We start from the raw sequence: 19,683 nt of genomic DNA, 5'->3' as shown, positions 1-19,683 counted from the left end.
CGTGTGGCCGCGATGGGCCGCCGTGACGCGCCGCGGAAACTACTCCTGCGCCGACGGTTTCGCCGACGCGGTTCCGGCCGGCGGCACGGCGCCTTGCGCGGCCGGCGCCCTGTCCGCTTCCCAGCCGCCGCCGAGCGCGAGGAACAGCCGCACCTGATCGGCCGCGACCTGCCCTTCGGCCGCCGCGACCTGTGCGCGCACGCTCGTCAGCGTGCGCGTCGCGTCGAGATCGGAGATGAACGATTCGCGGCCGGCCACGTACAGCCGGTGCGTTTCGTCGGCCGAGTTGCGCGCCGATTCATATGCCGTCTGCAACGCATCCGTGCGCTGCGTGTCGGCTGCGTAGGTCGCGAGGCTCGATTGCGTTTCGCGCAGCGCGTTCAGCACGACGCCGTCGAAATGCGCGAGCGCGCCGGCGCTCGCCGCCTCGGCGTCGCGCACGCGCGCGCGCTGGCCGTTGACCGGGAAGGTCCAGCTGATCAGCGGCCCGAACGACCAGCGATTGGTGACCGGCGAGAACAGGTCGCCGGCGAGGCCGGTCGTCCCGGCCGTCGCACCGATGCTGATCGACGGATACAGCGCGCCGGTCGCGACGCCGATCCGCGCGGTGGCGGCGGCGAGCTGCCGTTCGGCCTCGCGGACGTCCGGCCGGCGCCGCAGCAGCGCGGCGCCGTCGCCGACCGGAATCGGCTGGCGCAGCTTCGGCAGGCGTTCGCACGCGCCCACCGCCTTCGGCAGGTCGGCCGGCGCACGCGCGAGCAGCGCGGCGAGCTGATACTGCGCGACCTTGCGGCGTCCTTCGAAGCGCGGAATGTCCGCGGCGAGCGTGCGCACCTGCGTCACGCCGCGCGTCACGTCGGTCTGGTTGCCGCGTCCCGCGTCCCGCAACCGCTGCGACAGCGCGACCCGTTCTCGCTGCAGCGCAAGCGACTGCTTCGCGACCGCGAGCTCGTCGCCGGCCGAGCACGCTTCGACGTACGCGCGCACGACGTCCGCGACGACCGTGATGCGCGCGAGATCGCCGGCCGCCTTGACGGCTTCGCTGTCCGCGCGCGCGGCTTCGACGCCGCGCCGCAGCTTGCCGAACAGGTCGATCTCATACGACACGCTGATGCCGAGCGAGCCTTCGTTCACGACCGGCAGCTTCTTGTCGAGCAGGAATTGCTCGGCCGATTCCTGGGCACGCTGCACGCCGGCCTCCGCGCCGCCGGAGAACCCGCCCTGCGCGTTGGCGACATCCAGCGCCGCGCGCGAGCGCGCGAGGTTCGCGGCCGCTACGCGCAGGTCGGTGTTCGACTTCAGCGCATCGCGGACGAGCCCGTTCAGCACGGGGTCGTCGTAGAGCTGCCACCAGTTCCCGGGCAGCGCGTCGTGCGACACGAGCGCGCCGCCCGCGCCGTCGAGCGCCCCGTTCGCGAGGGGCGCGTTCACGTACGCCTGCTGCGGCAGGTGGTAGTCGGGGCCGACGGACTTGCACGCGCCGAGCGCGAATGCGAGCGGTACGAGTGCTGCTGCGAGACGGATGCCGCGCTGCTTCATTGCGATGCCCCCGCCGCGCTTGCGGCGCTCGGCTTCGCGTTGTCGTGACGGCGCGTGTCTGCCTCGCGCATCGATACGGTCGCGGTGCGGCCCGCGATCATCCGGAAATCGTCCGGCACCTCGTCGAGCGCGACGCGCACCGGCACCCGCTGCGCGAGCCGCACCCAGCTGAACGCCGGGTTCACGTTCGGCAGCAGGTTCGCGCCTTGCGTGCGGTCGCGATCCTCGATCGCGGCGACGATGCTCTGCACGTGGCCGCGCAACGGATGTGGCTCGCCCATCACCGTGATGTCGACGGCCTGGCCGATATGGATGCCGCGCAGCTTGGTTTCCTCGAAGTAGCCGTCGACGCGGAACGAATTCAGGTCGACGACCGACAGCACCGCACGCCCGGCCGGCACGTATTCGCCGACGCGCGGTGCGCGATCGTTCAGGTAGCCGTCGACCGGGCTCGCGATCGTCGTGCGCTGCAGGTTCAGGCGCGCGGTGTCGAGCGACACCTGCGCATCCTCGACGGCGGCCTCGCCCTGCTCGACGCGGGTGCGGCTTTCCTCGACCTGCTCGCTGGCGACGAGGTTGCCGAGCTTCAGGTTGCGCGCGTATTCGCGCTTCGCCTGCGCGAGCGTCGCGCGGCGCTGGTCGAGGGTCGCCCGCGCGAGGCGTTCGGCCAGCGCGTAGCGCGCCTGGTCGATCACGAACAGCACCTGGCCGCGCTTGACCGGCTGGTTGTCGACGACCTGCACCGACGTGATGAGGCCGGACACGTCGGGCGCGACCTGGATCACGTCGGCGCGCACGTGCCCGTCCCGCGTCCACGGCGAGAACATGTAGTAGTTGACGATCCGCCACAGCACGAGGGCGGCCACGACGACGACGATCAGCGTCAACAGGATCTGGGCTGCGGAGAACCAGGTTTTTTTCACGTTAGGTAGCCACGAGATGGTGGGACACGATCACGACGGCGGCGAGCACGAACACGTAGATGCCGAGATCGAAGATCGAACGGTGCCAGACGAGGCGATAGAAGCCGACGCGCGCGAGCACGGCGCGGATCGCGACGTTGATCAGGTACGCGATCAGCATCAGCACGAGCGGGGCCGGCACGAAGACGCCGAAGATGTCGATTTCGCCGATCATGGTCGCGATAGCCGTTGCGTTGAAGGGAAACGGGTCATGGCTGCGCTCCGCCGGGTGCCTGGGGCGCCTGCCCGGCCGCTGCGGGATACAGCGACAGCCGCAGGCCGACGAGCGCATGCAGCGTGTCGCGCAGCCGGCGATGCACGACCGGCGCGGCCCGCTGCGCGGCGGCGTCGCTCGCCGCCGCGGCCGCCGGCAGCGTGCGGTCGGCAACGCGGCGCAGCGCGTCGTCGATCGTCGCGAGCAGCGCGGGCGGCGCCGGCTGGCGTGCATTCGCTTCGGCGCAGTGAGTGAAGTGCTCGGTGACGCCGGCCAGCACGCGGTCGATCGCGTCGGGCACGTCGCCGTCGAGCTTGCGTCGCCAGCGGCGCAGGTCGAGCGCGTTCAGCGCGATGCGCAGGTCGCGGAAGCTCTCGATCGACGGGTGCCGATGGTCGTCGGACGCGCCGAGGCGCGGCAGCAGTTGCGTCACACGGTCGAGCATGCGCGACGCGTGGTTGCGCTGGTCGTCGAGCGGCTGCGTCGACGCGGACCGCGCGACGTCCTCCCAGCCCGAGCGCAACAGCCGCCGCGCCGCGAGTTCCGCGCCGAACGGCCGGGTCGCGCGGGTCCAGACGAACGCGAACAGCAGCCCGGCGACGCCCGCGAGGTTGCTGTTCAGGAACACGAAGAAATCGGCTTCGTAGGCGCTCTGGATGCTGATGAAGGTCGCCGTGTTGACCGCGACGAGCATCGTCACCATGTTGAACTGCGGGCGCGGCAGCAGCGTGCCGACCAGGATGAAGGGACCGGCGAACATCAGCACGAGCATCGCGAAATCGTGCACGTGCGGCAGCACGACGAACAGGTACAGGCCGGCGATCACGACGCTCGCGCAAGTCGCGAGGAAGAACCGGAACACCATCGGCGCCGGTTCGTCGAGCGCCGCGAAGAAGCTGCACGACACGGCCACGAGCGTCACGGCGGCCGCGCCGTCGTGCCATCCGGAGCTGATCCACAGCGCGCACGCGACCACGATCGCGCCGACCGCCGTCAGCGTCGAGAACAGCATCATCCCGCGATCGAAGAAGCGTTCGGTGCCGCCGAGCCGCCAGTGCCGGTAGCGCGGCTGCCAGACGCCCGATTCGTTCGCGATCAGCGCGCGCAGCGAGCGGCAGTCCTGCCATACGTCAATCACCTGGCGCAGCCGCCACAGCGCGTTCGACAGCAGCGCGCCGTCCCAGGTCGCCAGCGCGCTGTCCGGCGGCTGCAGCGCGGCGATGCGTGCGCGCAGCCGGTCCGCGACCGGATCGTCGACGCTGCCGGCGGTGTCGCCCTTGATCGAGGGCAGCGGCGCATCGAACCATTTGGCCGCGTCGGCCAGCAGTGCGTCGAGCCCGGGCGGGCGCAGGTGCAGGTCGCGCATCAGCGCGATCAGCGGATCGGCGAGCGACGAGATCAGCGGCAGGAACAGCTGCATCCGGCCGCTCAACGCCTGCGCGCGCGACAGGATGCGCGGATGCGCGTGGTCGTAGCTCAGCTGGCTCAGCAGGAATTCGAGCCCGGTGATCGTCGTCGCGAGGCGCTGCCGGCACGCGGACAGCGCCTTGCCGGCGATGTGCCCGGACAGCGTCTCGCGGCCATAGAACGCGGCGTCCTTGAACCACGCGTCGGTGCGCTCGATCAGCGTCGGCGCGAGCCGGCTCGGAAAGATCGTGTTGCCGACCACGCTCGCGCAGACGATGCCGAGCACGATTTCCTCGGTGCGCGCGATCGCGACGTCGAACACCGTGGTCGGGTCGGTCACGGTCGGCAGCGCGATCAGCGGCATCGAATAGCCGGCGAGCATGAACACGTAGCTGCGCGCGGTGCGGTCGGAAATCGCCAGATAGAGCAGCGTGCCGGACCATGCGCCGACGATGAGGCTGAACAGGAACGGCGTCTCGACGAACGGCGGCACGAAGAAGATCGCGGCCGCGGCGCCGAGCGCGGTGCCGAGCGCGCGGTACAGCGCTTTCGAGCGCGTCGCGCCGACGAACGGGTTCGACACGATGTAGACGCTCGCCATCGCCCAGTACGGGCGCGGCAGCTGGAAGAACAGGCCGAGGTACAGCGCCAGCATCGACGCCGCGAACGTCTTGGTCGAGAAGAGCCAGTCGCGAACGCTCGGATAGGTCATGACGGGAGATCGGACGCAGGGGCGTGGCGCGACGCTGCGGCAGCGGCGTCGGGGGCGTTGAACGCGTTCAGCACGCGCAGCGTCGCCTCGAGATCGGCGCGCGTCACGCCTTTCAGCACGCGGGCGCGCAGCACCCGCAGGTCTTCTTCCATCTTCGCGGTGACCACGCGGCCGGCGTCGGTCAGTGAAATCGTTTTCGCGCGGCGATCGCCCGGATCGTCGTCGCGGCGGGCGAGGCCGGCCGCGCAGAGCTGGTCGAGCAGCCGCACGAGCGACGGCCCTTCGATGCCGACATGGTCCGCGAGCGTGCGTTGCCGCACGGCTTCGCCCAGGCGGCCGACGATCAGCAGCGGCGCCGCGCAGGCCTCGGACACGTTGTAAGCGGTCAGCACGTCGTCGCTCGTCCGGCGCCATTTGCGGGCGGAGAGCACGAGCATGCTGCTGACGGCGAGACGGAGATCGTGCAGATTGGTCATGGCCGGGATCATAGCGGCAGACAAATTCGATAGCAAACTATCGATTAGGGTGCGCGAGTACGCCGGACGCGCGCGGGCCCGCAAGCGGCAATGTAGGGGGCGAATCGGGAAATGGTCAAGGCGTCGCGGTGCGCGGTCGGGAATCCTGTATTTGTCTGATTTAACGGTTGCCGCGCTCGGGCGATGCGCGCACGGGCCATCGCTGCTTCCGGCTCGTGCATGCGCGACAGGACCGGATGCCTTCCGCATTGCGCGTGATCGTCGACAAGACCCTCCCGGTGCCTACGCGTGAGTAGGGAACTTGCCCATCCAGACCGTCCGGGGCCGATGTCATAATCACGGCAACGTGCCGATCGATGCGCGATTCCGCCAATGCCATGTCAGCCCAATTCCGACGGAAGATAGGCAGCATCCTGGGATTGCTTGCAATCCTGATGGCGACGCTTGCGCCGACGGTGTCGCAAAGCCTTTCGTCCGAGCGGCAGTTCGTCGCTGTATCCGGGGCGTTCTGTACCGTGCAGAACGGCTCGGACATGGCCGGTGCCGACCATTCGCCGTTGCCCGCGAAGGCGGTCCACTGGCAGGCATGCGCGTATTGTGGACTGCTCGCCGACATGCCCGTGTTACTGGGCGGGACCTCGGGATTCGTACCGACGGATTGGGCAGCGCGCCCCACCTCGACGCCCCGGCTTCAGACACCCCGCAGCGTATTCCACTTCGGCGCGGCACAGCCGCGCGCGCCCCCGTTTTCATCCTGATCGAGTCAGCCAGGCGGCGATGCAAGTGTCCTTGCATCGCTGCCACCTCGCGTGTCTTTTGACCGACTCGCGAGCATGTCAACGCGACCATCAGAAGGGGTGAACCATGCGCACCAGACCTGCACGCGGCAACATGCCGATGCTGGCGGCTTACCTTGCTCCAGCCGCCATAGCCGTCCCGCTTCTCTTCCCGTCACTTGCAACGGCACACGCGATTGCCGGCAACCGCGTCTTTCCGGCGACGATGGCCGTCGACGATCCCGGCGTCGGAGACGAACTCAACCTCAACTTCGGCCACCTCCAGTCCGACACGGGGGATGGCGACAAGCAGAACACCAATACAACCACGCTCGAATGGGACAAGCGGATCACGCCGAGCTTCCAGCTTTCCCTGACGGGCACCTACGTGAACCTCAACGCACCGAACGACGGCTCGGCTCGGGGCTTCGACAACTGGCAAGTCGGCGCAAAGTACCGCTTCTACGTGAACGACAAGCACGAGTTCATGGCGTCGGTCGGCGCCTTCGCTGAGCTCGGCGATACGGGCGCGCATTCGATCGCCAATCCGCACTCGGCCGTGACGCCGACGCTCTACCTCGGCAAGGGATTCGGGGACCTGCCCGATAGCCTGAAATACCTGAAGCCGCTGGCGATCACGGGCACCGTCGGCCCGCGCATCACGTTGAACAGCGCCGATCCGAATTCGCTGAGCTGGGGCGTCACCGTGCAATACAGCCTGCCGTACCTGCAGAATTTCGTGCGAGACGTCGGGCTCAAGGCGCCGTTCAACAACTTGATCCCCGTCGTCGAATTCCCGATGAGCACCTGCACCGCCAGCCCGTGTTCGGGCCACACGACCGGGACGATCAATCCCGGTGTGATGTGGGTCACCCGCTGGGGCCAGTTCGGCGTCGAGGCGCAGATTCCCGTCAATCACGCGAGCGGAACCGGCACGGGCGTGTTGCTGCAGGCGCATCTTTACCTCGATGACGTGTTTCCCAACACGATCGGCAAGCCGCTTTTCGGCAAAGGCGAATAATGATGCGCACATTCAACCGGCTTCATTTCGGCGCGCGCGCTGCGGCCGTCGCAACGGGCATCCTGATCGTGTCGACGGCCCTTGCCCATGTGTTCCCGCAGAAGCAATCGCCGTCGGCGGGCGCGGAAGTGGCGGCGCCGCCACGCGTGACGATCGTGTTCGACGGGCCGCTCGAGCCCGCGTTCAGTTCGCTGAACGTCAGCAATTCGACCGGCAAGCAGGTGAACACCGCAAAGGCGCAAGTCGATCCGAATGACCGTAAGTCGATCGATCTTGCATTGCCGCCGTTGCCGCCCGACACGTACACGGTGCACTGGGTGGCGGTCGCGGCGGACGGGCATCGCACGCACGGCGACTATTCGTTCAAGGTGAAGTGAGGGACCTGGCTCGCGAGCGTTAATGAGATCCGAACGCATGAGGAGGGTCAGAAGCCGCTTCTTATCGCGTGCAGGAAGTCGCCGGCGGATTCGTGCGTGTTCACTGCATCGATGATGTCGTTGAGGAACCACGGCAGAATCAATTGCGTATCGGGATCGCTGACGCCGACGCTGAGCACCGGTGGTTTCGACATGGCGTCAGTGCGCGTCGCACGGGGGCTGGCGCGCGGGGCGCAGGTGTGCGCGACTGGCGGGATCTGCCGGGCGATCGGCTTGTTGGCGGGCGCCGACGAACAGCCGGCAACGAGCACGACCAAGGCGACGGTAGAGAGAAGGGGCTTCATGGGATGCGTTCCACTCACGCTACTTCGACAAAATGACCGGGGACGAGTTCGACGGCTTGCCTCGCGATCTATTGCGTCCGCGTCGAATCGATCAGCTCGTCGGCCTCGCGTTTCATTTCGTCGGCTTCAGCGGAGCGTCGCGTGTGGCTGAGCAGCGTGCCCAGATTCCGCAACGTGCGTGCTTGATCCTGCCGCCAGGTCAGCGGATCGTCGCGTGCGAGTTGGCGGTAAAGATCCAGCGCGCGGCGCCACGCGTCTTCGGCTTCGTGCGGCCTGCCCGTGCGGCTGTAGAGCACGCCCAGATTGTTCAGTATCCGCGCTTCGTCGGGCTGGTACGCGGCAGGCGCATTGCGCGAGAGCGCGTGAACGACCTGCAGCGCCTGCCGATACGCGTGCAATGCCTTGGCCGGTCGCCGTTCGATGCGGTACAGCACGCCCAGATTGCCCAGCGTACGCGCCAGGTCGGGCTGGTAAAGCGCGGGGCTTTCGCGGGCGAGCTGCTGGCGGATCGTCAGCGCTTCCCGGTAAGCATGTTCCGCTTCCGGCAGCCGTTCGTTTGCGGTGTAGAAGTTGCCGAGGTTGTTCAGCGTGCGCGCCAGCGCCGGACGCCAGGCGGCCGGATTGTCGTGTACAAGTGCGCGCTGGATGCCGAGCGCTTCGCGATAGGCGAGTTCCGCGTCATGCATGCGCTGTGTCGCGCCGTAGAGGATGCCGAGATCGTTGAGCGTCGTCGCGACCGCAGGCCGGTACGAGGCCGGGTCCTGTCGGGCCAGCGCGCGGTCGAGGGCGAGGGCTTCGCGCCACGCGTCTGCCGCTTCCCGCAGGCGTTGCGTGTCGCGGTACAACGTGGCGAGGTCGTCAAAGGTTTGAGCCAATGCGGGATCGTAGGCCGAAGCGTTCACGCGCGCGAGCGCCCAGTAGATTTCGAGCGCGTGCAGCCAAGCGGCTTCGGCTTCCTTGTTCTGCTGCTGCATCGCATGCAGGCTGCCAAGCCGGCCGAACGTGCGCGCGACGGCGGGCTGCCACGCGGCAGGCTTCTGTTGCGCAAGCGTCTGATACCGGATCAGCAGCGCGCGATACACCGGCTCCGCGCGCCCGGGCTCGCGCTGCACGAGCAGCGTGTCGGCGTAGGTGGTGGCGATGGCCACATCGTCGGGCTGCAGTGCATGGGCTTTCTCGAGGTACGGCAGCGCGTTCCATGGCATGAAGCGAAGCAGTTCGATGCTCGCCGATTCGTAGTTGCGCGCCGCGGATAGCTGGGCGGTGCCGGGTACTTTGGCAACGAGCCGAGTGAGCAGCGCAGATGCGAGATCCAGGTCGAGACGCGTCGCTGCTTCGTCGAGTTGCCGTTCGGCGGAGTCCGAGCTGTGTGTGATCGACAACCTGCGCAGCAGATCCTCGTAGCGTGCGTTCCATTTCGACGCCTCGGCTGCAGGGTCGATATCGGTGCGCGTCCTGATCTGCGATGCGAGGCTTTCGAGGAGGGTTTCGAGGTTGACGAACGCGGCGTCGTTTGCGGGTTCGCCATGGCCTGACTGCGAGAAGACCGCATGCAGCATCCCGTTGGCCGCTGTCGCCAGCGCAACCCGTTGCGCGGCGGAGAGTCCGTCGCGCTTCACCGCGCGATTCAGGCGCTCGGTGACGCCGGCGAGCGCGGACGCGGAGACGGTGCAGCGGTTCCGCACTTCGAGTCCATGCGCGACGTCGACTTCGGAAAACGACGGCAAACAAGTGCCAGCCACCTCCGCAGCGGCACATGTCGTGGACAGCGCGGCCATCGCGATGCCGGACAGAAGCTTGCCAGCACTCATTTCCAGTCAGGTCTGCAGGGTCGCCGATACAGCGTTGCGCGGCGCATCGCTTCGCCTGGAACGCCGCGATGCGATTGCGTGTCCTTATTCTAGTGAATACCCGATTTCCGTGGCATGACCGGCCGGGCGGCCGCGAGCGTTAGCGAAATTCGAACGCAAGGTTAGGCAATGCCAACTTCGCGAAACGCCTGCCGGGGTGCATAGTAGGGGCACCTGTCAGCCGCGCATTGGAGATTCGCAAGTGTCGACCTCATCCTCACCGGAAACCGCATCGCCGTCGCTCGACGCCTGGCTGGGCAAGACCGAGACGCTCGCCGACGACATCACCGCGTTCGCGCTCGACGCGCTGGCCGCGACGCTCGATCGCGCGGCGCCCGGCGACGTCGTGCCGCCGCTCTGGAACTGGCTGTACTTCCTGCCGCTTGCGCCGATGGCGCAGGTCGGCGGCGACGGGCACCCGAAGCGCGGCGGCTTCCTGCCGCCGGTGCCGCTGCCGCGCCGCATGTGGGCGGGCGGACGGCTGACGTTCCATGCGCCGCTGCGCGCCGGGCGGCGCGCGACGCGCGAATCGACGATCGTGAACATCGAGGACAAGACGGGTCGCAGCGGCCGCCTCGTGTTCGTGACGGTCCAGCATCGCTATGAAACGGACGGCGTGCTGTGCATCGAGGAAGAGCAGGACCTCGTCTACCGCGACGCGCCGCGGCCGGGCGCGCCGGCGCCGAAGCCGGTCGCGGCGCCGCAGGGCGAGACGTGGTCGCGCACCGTGACGGCCGATCCGGTGCTGCTGTTCCGCTACTCGGCGCTGACGTTCAATGGCCACCGGATTCACTACGACCACCCGTACGCGACGCAGCAGGAAGGCTACCCGGGCCTCGTCGTGCACGGCCCGCTGATCGCGACGCTGCTCGCCGATCTCGTGCATCGCGAGCGCCCTGATGCGACGCTCGCCTCCTTCGCGTTCCGTGCGGTGCGGCCGACCTTCGACGGACAGCCGTTCACGCTGTGCGGCAAGCCGTCGGACGACGGCCGGACGATCGAGTTGTGGGCGAAGGACCACGAAGGCCATCTGACGATGCAGGCGAGCGCGACGCTTGCGTGAACCCGATCCCTCCCATCATCGAATCCCGACCATGCAAACGACGCAACACGACGAATACCAGGACATCCGTGAAGCGGTGCGCGACCTGTGCAGCCAGTTCGCGGGCGAATACTTTCGCAAGATCGACGAGGCGCGTGGCTATCCGGACGAATTCGTCGACGCGCTGACGAAGGCCGGCTGGCTCGCGGCGCTGATTCCGCAGGAATACGGCGGGTCCGGCCTCGGCCTGACCGAGGCGTCGATCATCATGGAGGAGATCAACCGCTCGGGCGGCAACTCGGGCGCGTGCCACGGCCAGATGTACAACATGGGCACGCTGCTGCGGCACGGTTCGGCCGAGCAGAAGCGGGCCTACCTGCCGAAGATCGCGAGCGGCGAGTTGCGCCTGCAGTCGATGGGCGTGACCGAGCCGACCACCGGCACCGACACGACGAAGATCAAGACGACCGCCGAGAAGCGCGGCGACCGCTACGTGATCAACGGCCAGAAGGTGTGGATCTCGCGCGTGCTGCATTCGGACCTGATGATCCTGCTCGCGCGCACGACGCCGCTTGCCGACGTGCGGAAGAAATCCGAGGGGATGTCGATCTTCCTCGTCGACCTGCGCGATGCGGTCGGCAAGGGGCTGACGGTGCAGCCGATCCCGAACATGGTCAACCACGAGACCAGCGAGCTGTTCTTCGACAACCTCGACATCCCGGCCGAGAACCTGATCGGCGAGGAAGGGCAGGGCTTCAAGTACATCCTCGACGGCCTGAACGCCGAACGCACGCTGATCGCGGCGGAATGCATCGGCGACGGCTACTGGTTCGTCGACAAGGTGAGCGCATACGTGAAGGACCGCATCGTGTTCGGCCGCCCGATCGGCCAGAACCAGGGCGTGCAGTTCCCGATCGCGCGCGCGTTCGTCAACGTCGAGGCGGCGAGCCTGATGCGCTTCGAGGCCGCGCGCCGGTTCGACGCGCACGCGCCGTGCGGCGCGCAGGCGAACATGGCGAAGCTGCTCGCGGCGGATGCATCGTGGGAGGCGGCGAACGCGTGCCTGCAATTCCACGGCGGCTTCGGCTTCGCGTGCGAATACGACGTCGAGCGCAAGTTCCGCGAGACGCGCCTGTACCAGGTCGCGCCGATCTCGACCAACCTGATCCTCGCGTACGTCGCCGAGCACGTGCTCGGCCTGCCGCGGTCGTTCTGAGAAGGGGAGAAAACATGCGACCGCTCGACGGAATCAAGGTCATCACGCTCGAACATGCGATCGCGGCGCCGTTCTGCACGCGCCAGCTCGCCGATCTCGGCGCGCGCGTCATCAAGATCGAACGGCCCGGCAGCGGCGATTTCGCGCGCGGCTACGACGAGCGCGTGCACGGGCTGTCGTCCCACTTCGTGTGGGTGAACCGGTCGAAGGAAAGCCTGACGCTCGACGTCAAGCAGCCGGAGGCCGCCGGGATCCTGAGCGCGCTGCTCGCCGACGCCGACGTGCTCGTGCAGAACCTCGCGCCCGGCGCCGCGCAACGGCTCGGGCTCGGGTACGACGCGCTGGAGGACACGCATGAGCGCCTGATCGTCTGCGACATCTCCGGGTACGGCGCCGACGGTCCGTATCGCGACCGGAAGGCGTACGACCTGCTGATCCAGAGCGAAGCGGGGTTCCTGTCGATCACCGGCTCGCCGGGCCAGCCGGCGAAGGCCGGCTGTTCGATCGCGGACATCGCGGCCGGCATGTATGCGTACACGAGCATCCTGAGCGCGCTGCTGATGCGCGGGCGCACAGGAAAGGGCTGCCGGATCGACGTGTCGATGCTCGAGAGCATGGTCGAGTGGATGGGCTATCCGCTCTATTACGCGATCGACGGGCAGAGCCCGCCGGCGCCGTCGGGCGCGTCGCATGCGACGATCTATCCGTACGGCCCGTTCCCGGCGGGCGACGGCAAGACCGTGATGCTCGGCCTGCAGAACGAGCGCGAGTGGAAGCTGTTCTGCGACCAGGTGCTGCGCCAGCCGGCGCTTGCCGACGACGCGCGCTTCAACGCGAACGCGAAGCGCCATGCTGCGCGCGATGCGCTCCATGCGCTGATCGTCGACGCGTTCGCGACGCTGACCGCGGCCGACGTGATGCAGCGGCTCGACGCGGCCGGCATCGCGAACGCGCAGATGAATACGCTGGACGACGTGTGGCGGCATCCGCAGCTCGCGGCGCGCGAGCGCTGGCGCTCGGTCGATACGGCGGCCGGCGCGGCGCCCGCGCTGCTGCCCCCGGGGCTGCCGGACGGCGTCGAGCCCCGCATGGACGCGGTGCCGGCGCTCGGGCAGCACACCGACGCGATTCTGGCCGAACTCGGCTACGATCGTGCGCGAATCGATGCGCTGCGCGCGAGCGGCGCGATCTGACTGAACGACATCCGATGACGCATACACCACCCCATCATCCGAGCCTGGCGCTCGCGACGTTCGCGTCCGGCCTGTGTTTCGACGCGATTCCGCACGACGTCGTCGCACTGCATGGCTATGCGGGCGTCGACGCGTTCGAGCGCGAGTATGCGGCGGCGGACGTCGCCGCGTTCCGCGAGCGCGTGACGATGGCGTTCGACGACGAGGTCGATCGCGCGTATCCGGCGCGCTGGATCGGCAAGGTCACGGTGAAGACGCGCGACGGACGTTCGCATGCGGGGCGCGTCGACGAACCGAAGGGCGATCCGGGCAATACGCTGTCGCGCGCGGAAATCGCGGACAAGGTGCGCCGGCTGGCGAGGTTTTCCGGCGCGGCGTCGCAGGACGAGGTCGCGCGGCTCGTGGCCGGCGCGTGGGACATTGCCTCGCAGGAGGCGATCGGATCGTTGTTTCAGGAGGAGTCGGCATGACGGCCGTTTCGCCACGTTCGTGGCTGTTCGTTCCCGGCAATCGCGCGGAACGTTTCGACAAGGCGCGCGCTGCGGGCGCGGATGCCGTGATCGTCGATCTGGAGGATGCGGTGCCGCCCGCCGAGAAGCCGGCCGCACGCGCGGCGGTCGTCGCGCACCTCGACGCGGATCGGCCGGTGTGGGTGCGCGTGAACGCGACCGATACCGAATGGTTCGCGGACGACGTCGCGGCGATCGCCGCGCATCCGGGCGCGGCGGGCGTGATGCTGCCGAAGTGCGAGACGCGCACGCAGGTCGACGCGGTGCTCGCGCATGCGCACGCCGGGCTCGCGGTGCTGCCGCTGGTCGAGACCGCGCGCGGCGTCGCGGGGCTCGGCGACGTGTGTGCGGCGCCGCGCGTGGCGCGCGTCGCGTTCGGCACGCTCGATTTCCAGGTGGATCTCGGCATCGACGGCGACGGCGAGGAGCTGAACGCGTTCCGGTCGCAGTTCGTGCTCGCGTCGCGCCTCGCCGGCATCGAGCCGCCGGTCGACGGCGTGACGACGGTCATCGACGATCCGGCGGCGATCGAGCAGCATGCGCGGTATGCGCGGAAATTCGGGTTCGGCGGGAAGCTGTGCATCCATCCGAAACAGCTCGACGCCGTGCATCGCGCGTACGCGTGGAGCGACGTCGAGCGCGCATGGGCGAAGCGCGTGCTCGAAGCGGTGGAAACAAGCGCGGGGGCCGCGGTCAGCGTCGACGGCAAGATGGTCGATACGCCGGTCATCCTGAAGGCGCAGCGGATTGTGCGGCCGTGACGGCGCCCCGCGCATTGCCCGTCAAAGCGCCAGCGCCATGAACCGGGTGCCTTCGACGGGGTTCTCGTAGAAGGGCGCGGTTTCCGCGAATCCCAACCGCTCGTACAGGTGCTGGGCGAATCGGGTTTGTGGAACGGCGTCGAGCACCAGCGTGGAGAACCCCAGCGTCTTCGCGCGCCGGGACGCCGACATGACGAGCTTCTCGCCGAGCGACAGCCCCCGCCATGCTTCGCGGACATAGAGCCGCTTGAGTTCCGCGCTTTCGTTCGAGCGGCGCAGCAGTCCCGCGCAACCGGCGATCTCGCCGTCGGCCTCCGCGACGAAGAACATGCCGGACGGCAGCGTGTAGATTCGCTCGAACGCGTCCATTTCCGCATCGAATCCGCGGTAGGACAGATCCATGTCGAGCCAGCGAACGTATTCGCGGATCACGGCAACGAGCGCGACGGTATCCGCGGGGAACGCGGCTTCGCGGATGACGGGCGTGTGCGTCGGCATCGCGGCAGTCAGATCCACTGGTCGTTTGCGACCGTTCTGTCGTTGGCCGTGTCGCCCGTGTTGACGACGCCGCGCGGCTCGATCAACAGCAGCTTCACTTCGGACGCCGCATACGGCTTGTGTTCGACGCCCTTGGGCACCACGGCCATCTCGCCCGGGCCCAGCTCCACGGCGCCGTCGCGGAAGTCGATGCGCAAGCGGCCTTCGAGCACGATGAACGTCTCGTCGGTGTCGGCGTGCTGGTGCCAGATGAAATCGCCGACGATCTTCACGACCTTGAACTGATAGTCGTTCATTTCGGCGACGACGCGCGGCTGCCAGTGGCCGTCGATCAGGCGGATCTTGTCGAGCAGATCGATCGTCTGGCGCTGGCCGCGATGCGCGGGCGCCTGGAGAGAAGGGTGGGACATGCTGAGCTCCGTTGCGGTGATGGCGTAAACGGAGCTTAGGCCGGCCGCAGGCGGGCGGTCTTGAACGATTGTGCGTGCCGGCTCGCGTCAGTCGGCACGCGGCTGGCCCGTCATCGCCAGCCAGCGCGCGGGCGAGATCCCGTATGCGCTGCGGAAATGCCGGGTCATGTGGCTCTGGTCGGAAAAGCCCGCGGCGACCGCGGCGTCCGCAAGGGACACGCCGCGCAGCATCATCGCGCGCGCCGCTTCGAGCCGGCGCATGGTCAGGTAGCGATAGGGGCTCGTTCCGTAGAAGGTGCGGAAATCCCGCGACAGGCTCCAGCGGTCCCGCCCGCTGACGGCGGCGAGCGTGTCCAGCGTGACGGCCCCGGTGCATGCGTCCTGCAGATATTCCCGCGCGCGCTGCACCGCGGCGAAATCCGCGGGTTTGCGCGTCGGCCGGGCGCCGGAGGCGATATCCATCGCGAGCGCGAGGTCGACGATCGCATCGTCGCGTTCGAGCGGCTCCGCGTCGTCGCGTATCCGGCGCAGCGCGGCGCCGGTCGCGTCGAACAGGCGCGGGTCGGTCGTCACGCCGCCCTCGATGAACGGCAGCGGCTTGCCGCCCAGCACGGCCTGGATCGCGGCGGGCTGCACGTAGATCATCTGATAGCGGAACCCGTCGCGCGTGCCGGCCTGGCCGTCATGCGCCTCGTCGGGATGCAGGACCATCGTTTGCCCCGGCACGCTGCTGCGCAGGCTGCGCCGATAGTGGAAGCACTGGACGCCGGCGAGGGTCAGGCCGATCGCGTAGGTGTCGTGCCGGTGCATCGAGTACGCGTTGCCGCGGAAATAGGCTTCGATGCGCTCGATGCCCTGCGTGGCTTCCGAGCGGGAAATCCAGTCGGATCGGGTCTGCGTCGTACTGCCTGTCATTGCACTCTCCCGGCTGCGCGTGACGTTTCGGCTTCCTTGCGAATTCGCTGTGCGGGCGGGCGTCATCCGGCCCGGCCGGCATCCGCTTCCTGATACAGCGTGCGGAGGATCCGCGCGAAGATCGTATCGATCTCGCGCGCCACGCCCGCGCGCGTGAACGCCGCGACGGGCGGCAGGGTCCACTCGAGCGTGTACGGCACGATCGCGACGCCGGCGATGCGCACGAGCTCCTCCGCGATATCGGCGGGCACGATCGAGACGGCGTCTTCGTTGGCCACGATCACTTCGCCGATCAGCCGCGACGAGTAGCTTTCGACGATCGGCACGGGCGGCGCGACGCCGGCGTGCAGGAACAGGTCGGCGATCTGCTCGCGGATCGGCGTGTGCGGCGGGCCGAGAATCCAGTCGAGCTCCGCGAGCTTCTGCCAGTTGGGCCGGCTGCGCGCGAGACGCGCGGCGAGCCGGCGGCTCGCGATCAGGCGCGGCTTCTGCTGATGCAGCACTTCGAAGCGCAGCTGCGCGAGATCGACGGTCGACGACGCGCGTCCGATCACGATGTCGAGGGCGTGGTCGCTCAGCTGCGCCATCAGCGCATCGCTGGTGCCTTCGTGGATCGTCATCGTGAGCCGCTGCGGCACCTGCGCTTGCGTGCGCCGGATCGCCGCCGCCAGCGTGCGGCCCGAAATGAACGGAATCACGCCGATGTGCAGCCGCATCGCATGGCCGGCGACGACCGCTTCGATATCGCGGGTGAGATGGTCGAGGTCGTGCAGCATCGCCTGCGCGCGTTCGAGCACGACGTTGCCGAGCGCGGTCGGCGCCATGCCGCGCGGCGAACGGTCGAACAGCGGCCCGCCGAACATGCTCTCCAGCTCCGCCAGCGCATTGGTGACCGCCGGCTGGCTGCTCGCGAGATGCTCGGCCGCGCGCGTCAGCGAGCCGTGCTGCCGGATCTGCAGCAGCAGCACGAGGTGCCGCATTTTCAGGCGGGCGCTCAGGCGCCGGCTCACTTCCTCAATATCGAATCGCACGACTCACGAACCCTGGCCATCACGTAAACATGATGGACGCATACTAATTCAAAATGGCGCGCCCGGGACGGCTGCCTAGAATGGCGTGCTTCGATGGTCGCCGGGACGGGCCCGGCGCGTGGATGAGAGACGACACATGAACAAGACCGAACGCCAGGCCGCCCTGGAATATCACGAATTTCCGACCCCGGGCAAGATTGCCGTGACCGCGAGCAAGCCGCTCGTGACGCAGCGCGACCTCGCGCTCGCCTATACGCCGGGCGTGGCGGCCACCTGCGAGGAAATCGCCGCCGATCCGGCCCAGGCGTTCCGCTATACGAGCCGCGGCAACCTGGTTGGCGTGATCACCAACGGCACCGCGGTGCTGGGCCTGGGCAACATCGGGCCGCTCGCGTCGAAGCCGGTGATGGAAGGCAAGGCCGTGCTGTTCAAGAAGTTCGCGGGCATCGACGTGTTCGACATCGAGATTACGGAGACCGATCCCGACAAGCTGGTCGACATCATCGCGAGCCTCGAGATGACCTTCGGCGGGATCAACCTCGAGGACATCAAGGCGCCCGAGTGCTTCACGGTCGAACGCAAGCTGCGCGAGCGGATGAAGATCCCGGTGTTCCACGACGACCAGCACGGCACCGCGATCACGGTGTGCGCGGCGTTCATCAACGGGCTGGCCGTGGTGGGCAAGGACATCAAGCAAGTGAAGGTCGTGACGTCCGGCGCCGGCGCGGCGGCGCTCGCGTGCCTGGACCTGATGGTCGATCTCGGCCTGCCGCCGGAGAACATCTGGGCGACCGACATCGAAGGCGTCGTCTATGCCGGGCGCACGGTCGCGATGGACCCGGACAAGGCGCGCTTTGCGCAGGAGACGTCGGCGCGCACGCTGTCCGACGTGATCGAGGGCGCCGACGTGTTCCTCGGGTTGTCCGCCGGCGGCGTGCTGACGGCGCCGCTGCTCGCGAAGATGGGGCCGCGCCCGCTGATTCTCGCGCTGGCCAACCCGACGCCCGAGATCTTCCCGGAAGCGGCGTGCGCGGTGCGCGACGACGTCGTGATCGCCACGGGCCGTTCGGACTATCCGAACCAGGTCAACAACGTGCTGTGCTTCCCGTACATCTTCCGCGGCGCGCTCGACGTCGGCGCCACCTCGATCACGCGCCGGATGGAGATCGCGGCCGTCCATGCGATCGCGGGGCTGGCGAAGGAGGAGCCGAACGACTCGGTCGCCGCGGCCTATGGCGCGTACGATCTGGCGTTCGGCCCGAAATACCTGATTCCGAAGCCGTTCGATTCCCGCCTGATCGTGCGGATCGCGCCCGCCGTCGCGAAGGCCGCGATGGAGGACGGCGTCGCCACGCGCCCGATCGACGATTTCGCCGCGTATGCGGATCAGCTTCAGCAGTTCGTTTACCACTCCGGCGCGTTCATGAAGCCGCTGTTCGCGGCGGCGAAGCAGTTCGTGCGCGACGGCGGCAAGTCGCGCATCGTGTTCGCCGAAGGCGAGGAGGAGCGGGTGCTGCGCGCGGTGCAGGTGATCGTCGACGAGAAGCTCGCGCGCCCGATCCTGGTCGGCCGCCCGGAAGTGCTGCTCGCCCGTATCGAGAAATTCGGCCTGCGGCTGCGGCTTGGCGAGGACGTCGAGGTCACCAATCCGGAATACGACGAGCGCTTTCACCAGTACTGGACGACCTACTGGGAGCTGCGTTGCCGCGACGGCATCACGAAGGAGATGGCGCGCGTCGAGATGCGGCGCAGGCTGACGCTGATCGGCGCGATGATGGTGCGGCTCGGCGACGCGGACGGCATGGTGTGCGGCACCGTCGGCGCCTATCATGACCACCTGCGTTTCGTCGACGAGGCGATCGGCAAGCGGCGCGGCGCGCACGTCTACGCGGCGATGAACATCCTGCTGCTCGACCGGCGCACGCTCGCGCTCGTCGATACGCACGTCAACGACAACCCCACTGCCGAGCAGATTGCCGAGTTCACGATCGCGGCGGCGGCGCAGATGGCGTGGCTGAACCTGACGCCGAAGGTGGCGCTCCTGTCGCGCTCGAATTTCGGCTCCGGCAGTTCGGCGTCGGGCGCGAAGATGCGCGAAGTGCTCGAACGCGTCAGCGAGCAGGCGCCCGATCTCGAGATCGACGGCGAAATGCACGGCGATTGCGCGCTGGACGAAGCGCTGCGGTTGCGCATCCTGCCGACCTCGCGACTGAAGGGCGCGGCGAACCTGCTGGTGTGTCCGAACGTCGACTCGGGGAATATCGCGTACAACCTGCTGAAGACGGGCGCGGGCAGCAATGTCGCGGTCGGGCCGTTCCTGCTGGGCGTCGATGCGCCGGTCAACATCCTGACGTCGAGCTCGACGGTGCGGCGGATCGTGAACATGGCCGCGTTGACGGTGTTGCAGGCGAACAGGGATTGATCGCGCGT

Annotated in this window: 19 protein-coding genes and 1 pseudogene; 9 read left to right on the top strand and 11 right to left on the bottom strand. The window is 68.1% G+C overall.

What is annotated here, in order from left to right:
* Positions 1-39 precede the first annotated feature (39 nt).
* The 5 genes from B7P44_RS32675 to B7P44_RS32655 are packed head-to-tail and all read right to left on the bottom strand — an operon-like array spanning position 40 to position 5,310.
* Complete coding sequence (locus tag B7P44_RS32675; RefSeq protein WP_084910183.1) at positions 40-1,539, bottom strand: efflux transporter outer membrane subunit; 1,500 nt, start codon at positions 1,537-1,539, stop codon at positions 40-42.
* Entirely contained in the window at positions 1,536-2,462 is a 927-nt protein-coding gene (locus B7P44_RS32670; RefSeq protein WP_084910182.1) for an efflux RND transporter periplasmic adaptor subunit, read from the bottom strand. The genes B7P44_RS32675 and B7P44_RS32670 overlap by 4 nt, the downstream gene beginning before the upstream one ends.
* A gap of 1 nt (position 2,463) precedes the next feature.
* On the bottom strand, positions 2,464-2,676 hold the full coding sequence (locus B7P44_RS32665; protein ID WP_084910181.1) for a DUF1656 domain-containing protein: 213 nt from the start codon (positions 2,674-2,676) through the stop codon (positions 2,464-2,466).
* A 34-nt stretch (positions 2,677-2,710) separates the two neighbouring features.
* A complete protein-coding gene (locus B7P44_RS32660) occupies positions 2,711-4,834 on the bottom strand; it encodes an FUSC family protein (RefSeq protein WP_084910180.1) in 2,124 nt (707 codons plus the stop codon).
* Entirely contained in the window at positions 4,831-5,310 is a 480-nt protein-coding gene (locus B7P44_RS32655) for a MarR family winged helix-turn-helix transcriptional regulator (RefSeq protein WP_084910661.1), read from the bottom strand. The genes B7P44_RS32660 and B7P44_RS32655 overlap by 4 nt, the downstream gene beginning before the upstream one ends.
* A 377-nt stretch (positions 5,311-5,687) precedes the next feature.
* Here B7P44_RS32655 and B7P44_RS32650 point away from each other — a divergent pair, with 377 nt between their 5' ends.
* The 3 genes from B7P44_RS32650 (at position 5,688) to B7P44_RS32640 (ending at position 7,484) form a co-directional block, all read left to right on the top strand.
* Positions 5,688-6,068, top strand: a complete 381-nt coding sequence (locus B7P44_RS32650; RefSeq protein ID WP_193834337.1) for a DUF2946 domain-containing protein — start codon at positions 5,688-5,690, stop codon at positions 6,066-6,068.
* A gap of 106 nt (positions 6,069-6,174) precedes the next feature.
* A complete protein-coding gene (locus B7P44_RS32645; RefSeq protein ID WP_084910178.1) occupies positions 6,175-7,107 on the top strand; it encodes a hypothetical protein in 933 nt (310 codons plus the stop codon).
* Entirely contained in the window at positions 7,107-7,484 is a 378-nt protein-coding gene (locus tag B7P44_RS32640) for a copper resistance CopC family protein (protein ID WP_084910177.1), read from the top strand. The genes B7P44_RS32645 and B7P44_RS32640 overlap by 1 nt, the downstream gene beginning before the upstream one ends.
* A gap of 47 nt (positions 7,485-7,531) precedes the next feature.
* On the opposite strand, the gene B7P44_RS32635 is transcribed toward B7P44_RS32640, so the two are convergent.
* Together B7P44_RS32635 and B7P44_RS32630 are read right to left on the bottom strand one after the other, a co-directional pair.
* Complete coding sequence (locus B7P44_RS32635) at positions 7,532-7,828, bottom strand: hypothetical protein (RefSeq protein WP_084910176.1); 297 nt, start codon at positions 7,826-7,828, stop codon at positions 7,532-7,534.
* Between the two features lie 68 nt (positions 7,829-7,896).
* Positions 7,897-9,555: a tetratricopeptide repeat protein gene (locus B7P44_RS32630; protein ID WP_231716865.1), complete on the bottom strand. Its 1,659-nt coding sequence runs from the start codon at positions 9,553-9,555 to the stop codon at positions 7,897-7,899.
* Between the two features lie 325 nt (positions 9,556-9,880).
* Between B7P44_RS32630 and B7P44_RS32625 the strand changes: the two genes are divergently transcribed.
* The 5 genes and pseudogenes from B7P44_RS32625 to B7P44_RS32605 all read left to right on the top strand — a co-directional run bounded on the left by B7P44_RS32625 (position 9,881) and on the right by B7P44_RS32605 (position 14,399).
* Entirely contained in the window at positions 9,881-10,741 is an 861-nt protein-coding gene (locus B7P44_RS32625; RefSeq protein WP_084910174.1) for an HTD2 family dehydratase, read from the top strand.
* A gap of 31 nt (positions 10,742-10,772) precedes the next feature.
* A complete protein-coding gene (locus B7P44_RS32620) occupies positions 10,773-11,936 on the top strand; it encodes an acyl-CoA dehydrogenase family protein (RefSeq protein ID WP_084910173.1) in 1,164 nt (387 codons plus the stop codon).
* A gap of 14 nt (positions 11,937-11,950) precedes the next feature.
* On the top strand, positions 11,951-13,129 hold the full coding sequence (locus B7P44_RS32615; RefSeq protein ID WP_084910172.1) for a CaiB/BaiF CoA transferase family protein: 1,179 nt from the start codon (positions 11,951-11,953) through the stop codon (positions 13,127-13,129).
* A gap of 98 nt (positions 13,130-13,227) precedes the next feature.
* Positions 13,228-13,599 (top strand): annotated as a pseudogene (locus B7P44_RS32610) (MmgE/PrpD family protein); the annotation flags it as partial.
* On the top strand, positions 13,596-14,399 hold the full coding sequence (locus B7P44_RS32605; protein WP_084910171.1) for an HpcH/HpaI aldolase/citrate lyase family protein: 804 nt from the start codon (positions 13,596-13,598) through the stop codon (positions 14,397-14,399). The pseudogene B7P44_RS32610 and the gene B7P44_RS32605, both read left to right, overlap by 4 nt.
* A 21-nt stretch (positions 14,400-14,420) precedes the next feature.
* On the opposite strand, the gene B7P44_RS32600 is transcribed toward B7P44_RS32605, so the two are convergent.
* The 4 genes from B7P44_RS32600 to B7P44_RS32585 form a co-directional block, all read right to left on the bottom strand.
* Positions 14,421-14,897, bottom strand: a complete 477-nt coding sequence (locus B7P44_RS32600) for a GNAT family N-acetyltransferase (RefSeq protein WP_084910659.1) — start codon at positions 14,895-14,897, stop codon at positions 14,421-14,423.
* Between the two features lie 8 nt (positions 14,898-14,905).
* Complete coding sequence (locus B7P44_RS32595; RefSeq protein ID WP_084910170.1) at positions 14,906-15,307, bottom strand: cupin domain-containing protein; 402 nt, start codon at positions 15,305-15,307, stop codon at positions 14,906-14,908.
* A gap of 87 nt (positions 15,308-15,394) precedes the next feature.
* The gene (locus B7P44_RS32590; protein ID WP_084910169.1) at positions 15,395-16,222 is read right to left on the bottom strand and encodes an AraC family transcriptional regulator; all 828 of its coding nucleotides are present in this window, start codon (positions 16,220-16,222) and stop codon (positions 15,395-15,397) included.
* Between the two features lie 62 nt (positions 16,223-16,284).
* Positions 16,285-17,253, bottom strand: a complete 969-nt coding sequence (locus B7P44_RS32585) for a LysR family transcriptional regulator (protein ID WP_084910168.1) — start codon at positions 17,251-17,253, stop codon at positions 16,285-16,287.
* Between the two features lie 136 nt (positions 17,254-17,389).
* Between B7P44_RS32585 and B7P44_RS32580 the strand changes: the two genes are divergently transcribed.
* Positions 17,390-19,675 (top strand): NADP-dependent malic enzyme, encoded by a 2,286-nt coding sequence (locus tag B7P44_RS32580; protein WP_084910167.1) that lies wholly within the window; start codon positions 17,390-17,392, stop codon positions 19,673-19,675.
* Positions 19,676-19,683: the final 8 nt, after the last annotated feature.

It is taken from the genome of Burkholderia ubonensis subsp. mesacidophila (genome assembly GCF_002097715.1).
GTDB classification, from domain to species: domain Bacteria; phylum Pseudomonadota; class Gammaproteobacteria; order Burkholderiales; family Burkholderiaceae; genus Burkholderia; species Burkholderia mesacidophila.
This window is presented reverse-complemented; position numbering and strand designations above follow the sequence as displayed.

Excerpts from the sequence above, each read along its gene's own strand:
- B7P44_RS32655 (WP_084910661.1), bottom strand. The coding sequence starts at position 5,310 with ATGACCAATCTGCACGATCTCCGTCTCGCCGTCAGCAGCATGCTCGTG.
- B7P44_RS32600 (WP_084910659.1), bottom strand. The coding sequence starts at position 14,897 with ATGCCGACGCACACGCCCGTCATCCGCGAAGCCGCGTTCCCCGCGGAT.
- B7P44_RS32645 (WP_084910178.1), top strand. The coding sequence starts at position 6,175 with ATGCGCACCAGACCTGCACGCGGCAACATGCCGATGCTGGCGGCTTAC.
- B7P44_RS32660 (WP_084910180.1), bottom strand. The coding sequence starts at position 4,834 with ATGACCTATCCGAGCGTTCGCGACTGGCTCTTCTCGACCAAGACGTTC.
- B7P44_RS32620 (WP_084910173.1), top strand. The coding sequence starts at position 10,773 with ATGCAAACGACGCAACACGACGAATACCAGGACATCCGTGAAGCGGTG.
- B7P44_RS32605 (WP_084910171.1), top strand. The coding sequence starts at position 13,596 with ATGACGGCCGTTTCGCCACGTTCGTGGCTGTTCGTTCCCGGCAATCGC.
- B7P44_RS32590 (WP_084910169.1), bottom strand. The coding sequence starts at position 16,222 with ATGACAGGCAGTACGACGCAGACCCGATCCGACTGGATTTCCCGCTCG.
- B7P44_RS32675 (WP_084910183.1), bottom strand. The coding sequence starts at position 1,539 with ATGAAGCAGCGCGGCATCCGTCTCGCAGCAGCACTCGTACCGCTCGCA.
- B7P44_RS32580 (WP_084910167.1), top strand. The coding sequence starts at position 17,390 with ATGAACAAGACCGAACGCCAGGCCGCCCTGGAATATCACGAATTTCCG.
- B7P44_RS32665 (WP_084910181.1), bottom strand. The coding sequence starts at position 2,676 with ATGATCGGCGAAATCGACATCTTCGGCGTCTTCGTGCCGGCCCCGCTC.
- B7P44_RS32615 (WP_084910172.1), top strand. The coding sequence starts at position 11,951 with ATGCGACCGCTCGACGGAATCAAGGTCATCACGCTCGAACATGCGATC.
- B7P44_RS32595 (WP_084910170.1), bottom strand. The coding sequence starts at position 15,307 with ATGTCCCACCCTTCTCTCCAGGCGCCCGCGCATCGCGGCCAGCGCCAG.
- B7P44_RS32635 (WP_084910176.1), bottom strand. The coding sequence starts at position 7,828 with ATGAAGCCCCTTCTCTCTACCGTCGCCTTGGTCGTGCTCGTTGCCGGC.
- B7P44_RS32650 (WP_193834337.1), top strand. The coding sequence starts at position 5,688 with ATGTCAGCCCAATTCCGACGGAAGATAGGCAGCATCCTGGGATTGCTT.
- B7P44_RS32640 (WP_084910177.1), top strand. The coding sequence starts at position 7,107 with ATGATGCGCACATTCAACCGGCTTCATTTCGGCGCGCGCGCTGCGGCC.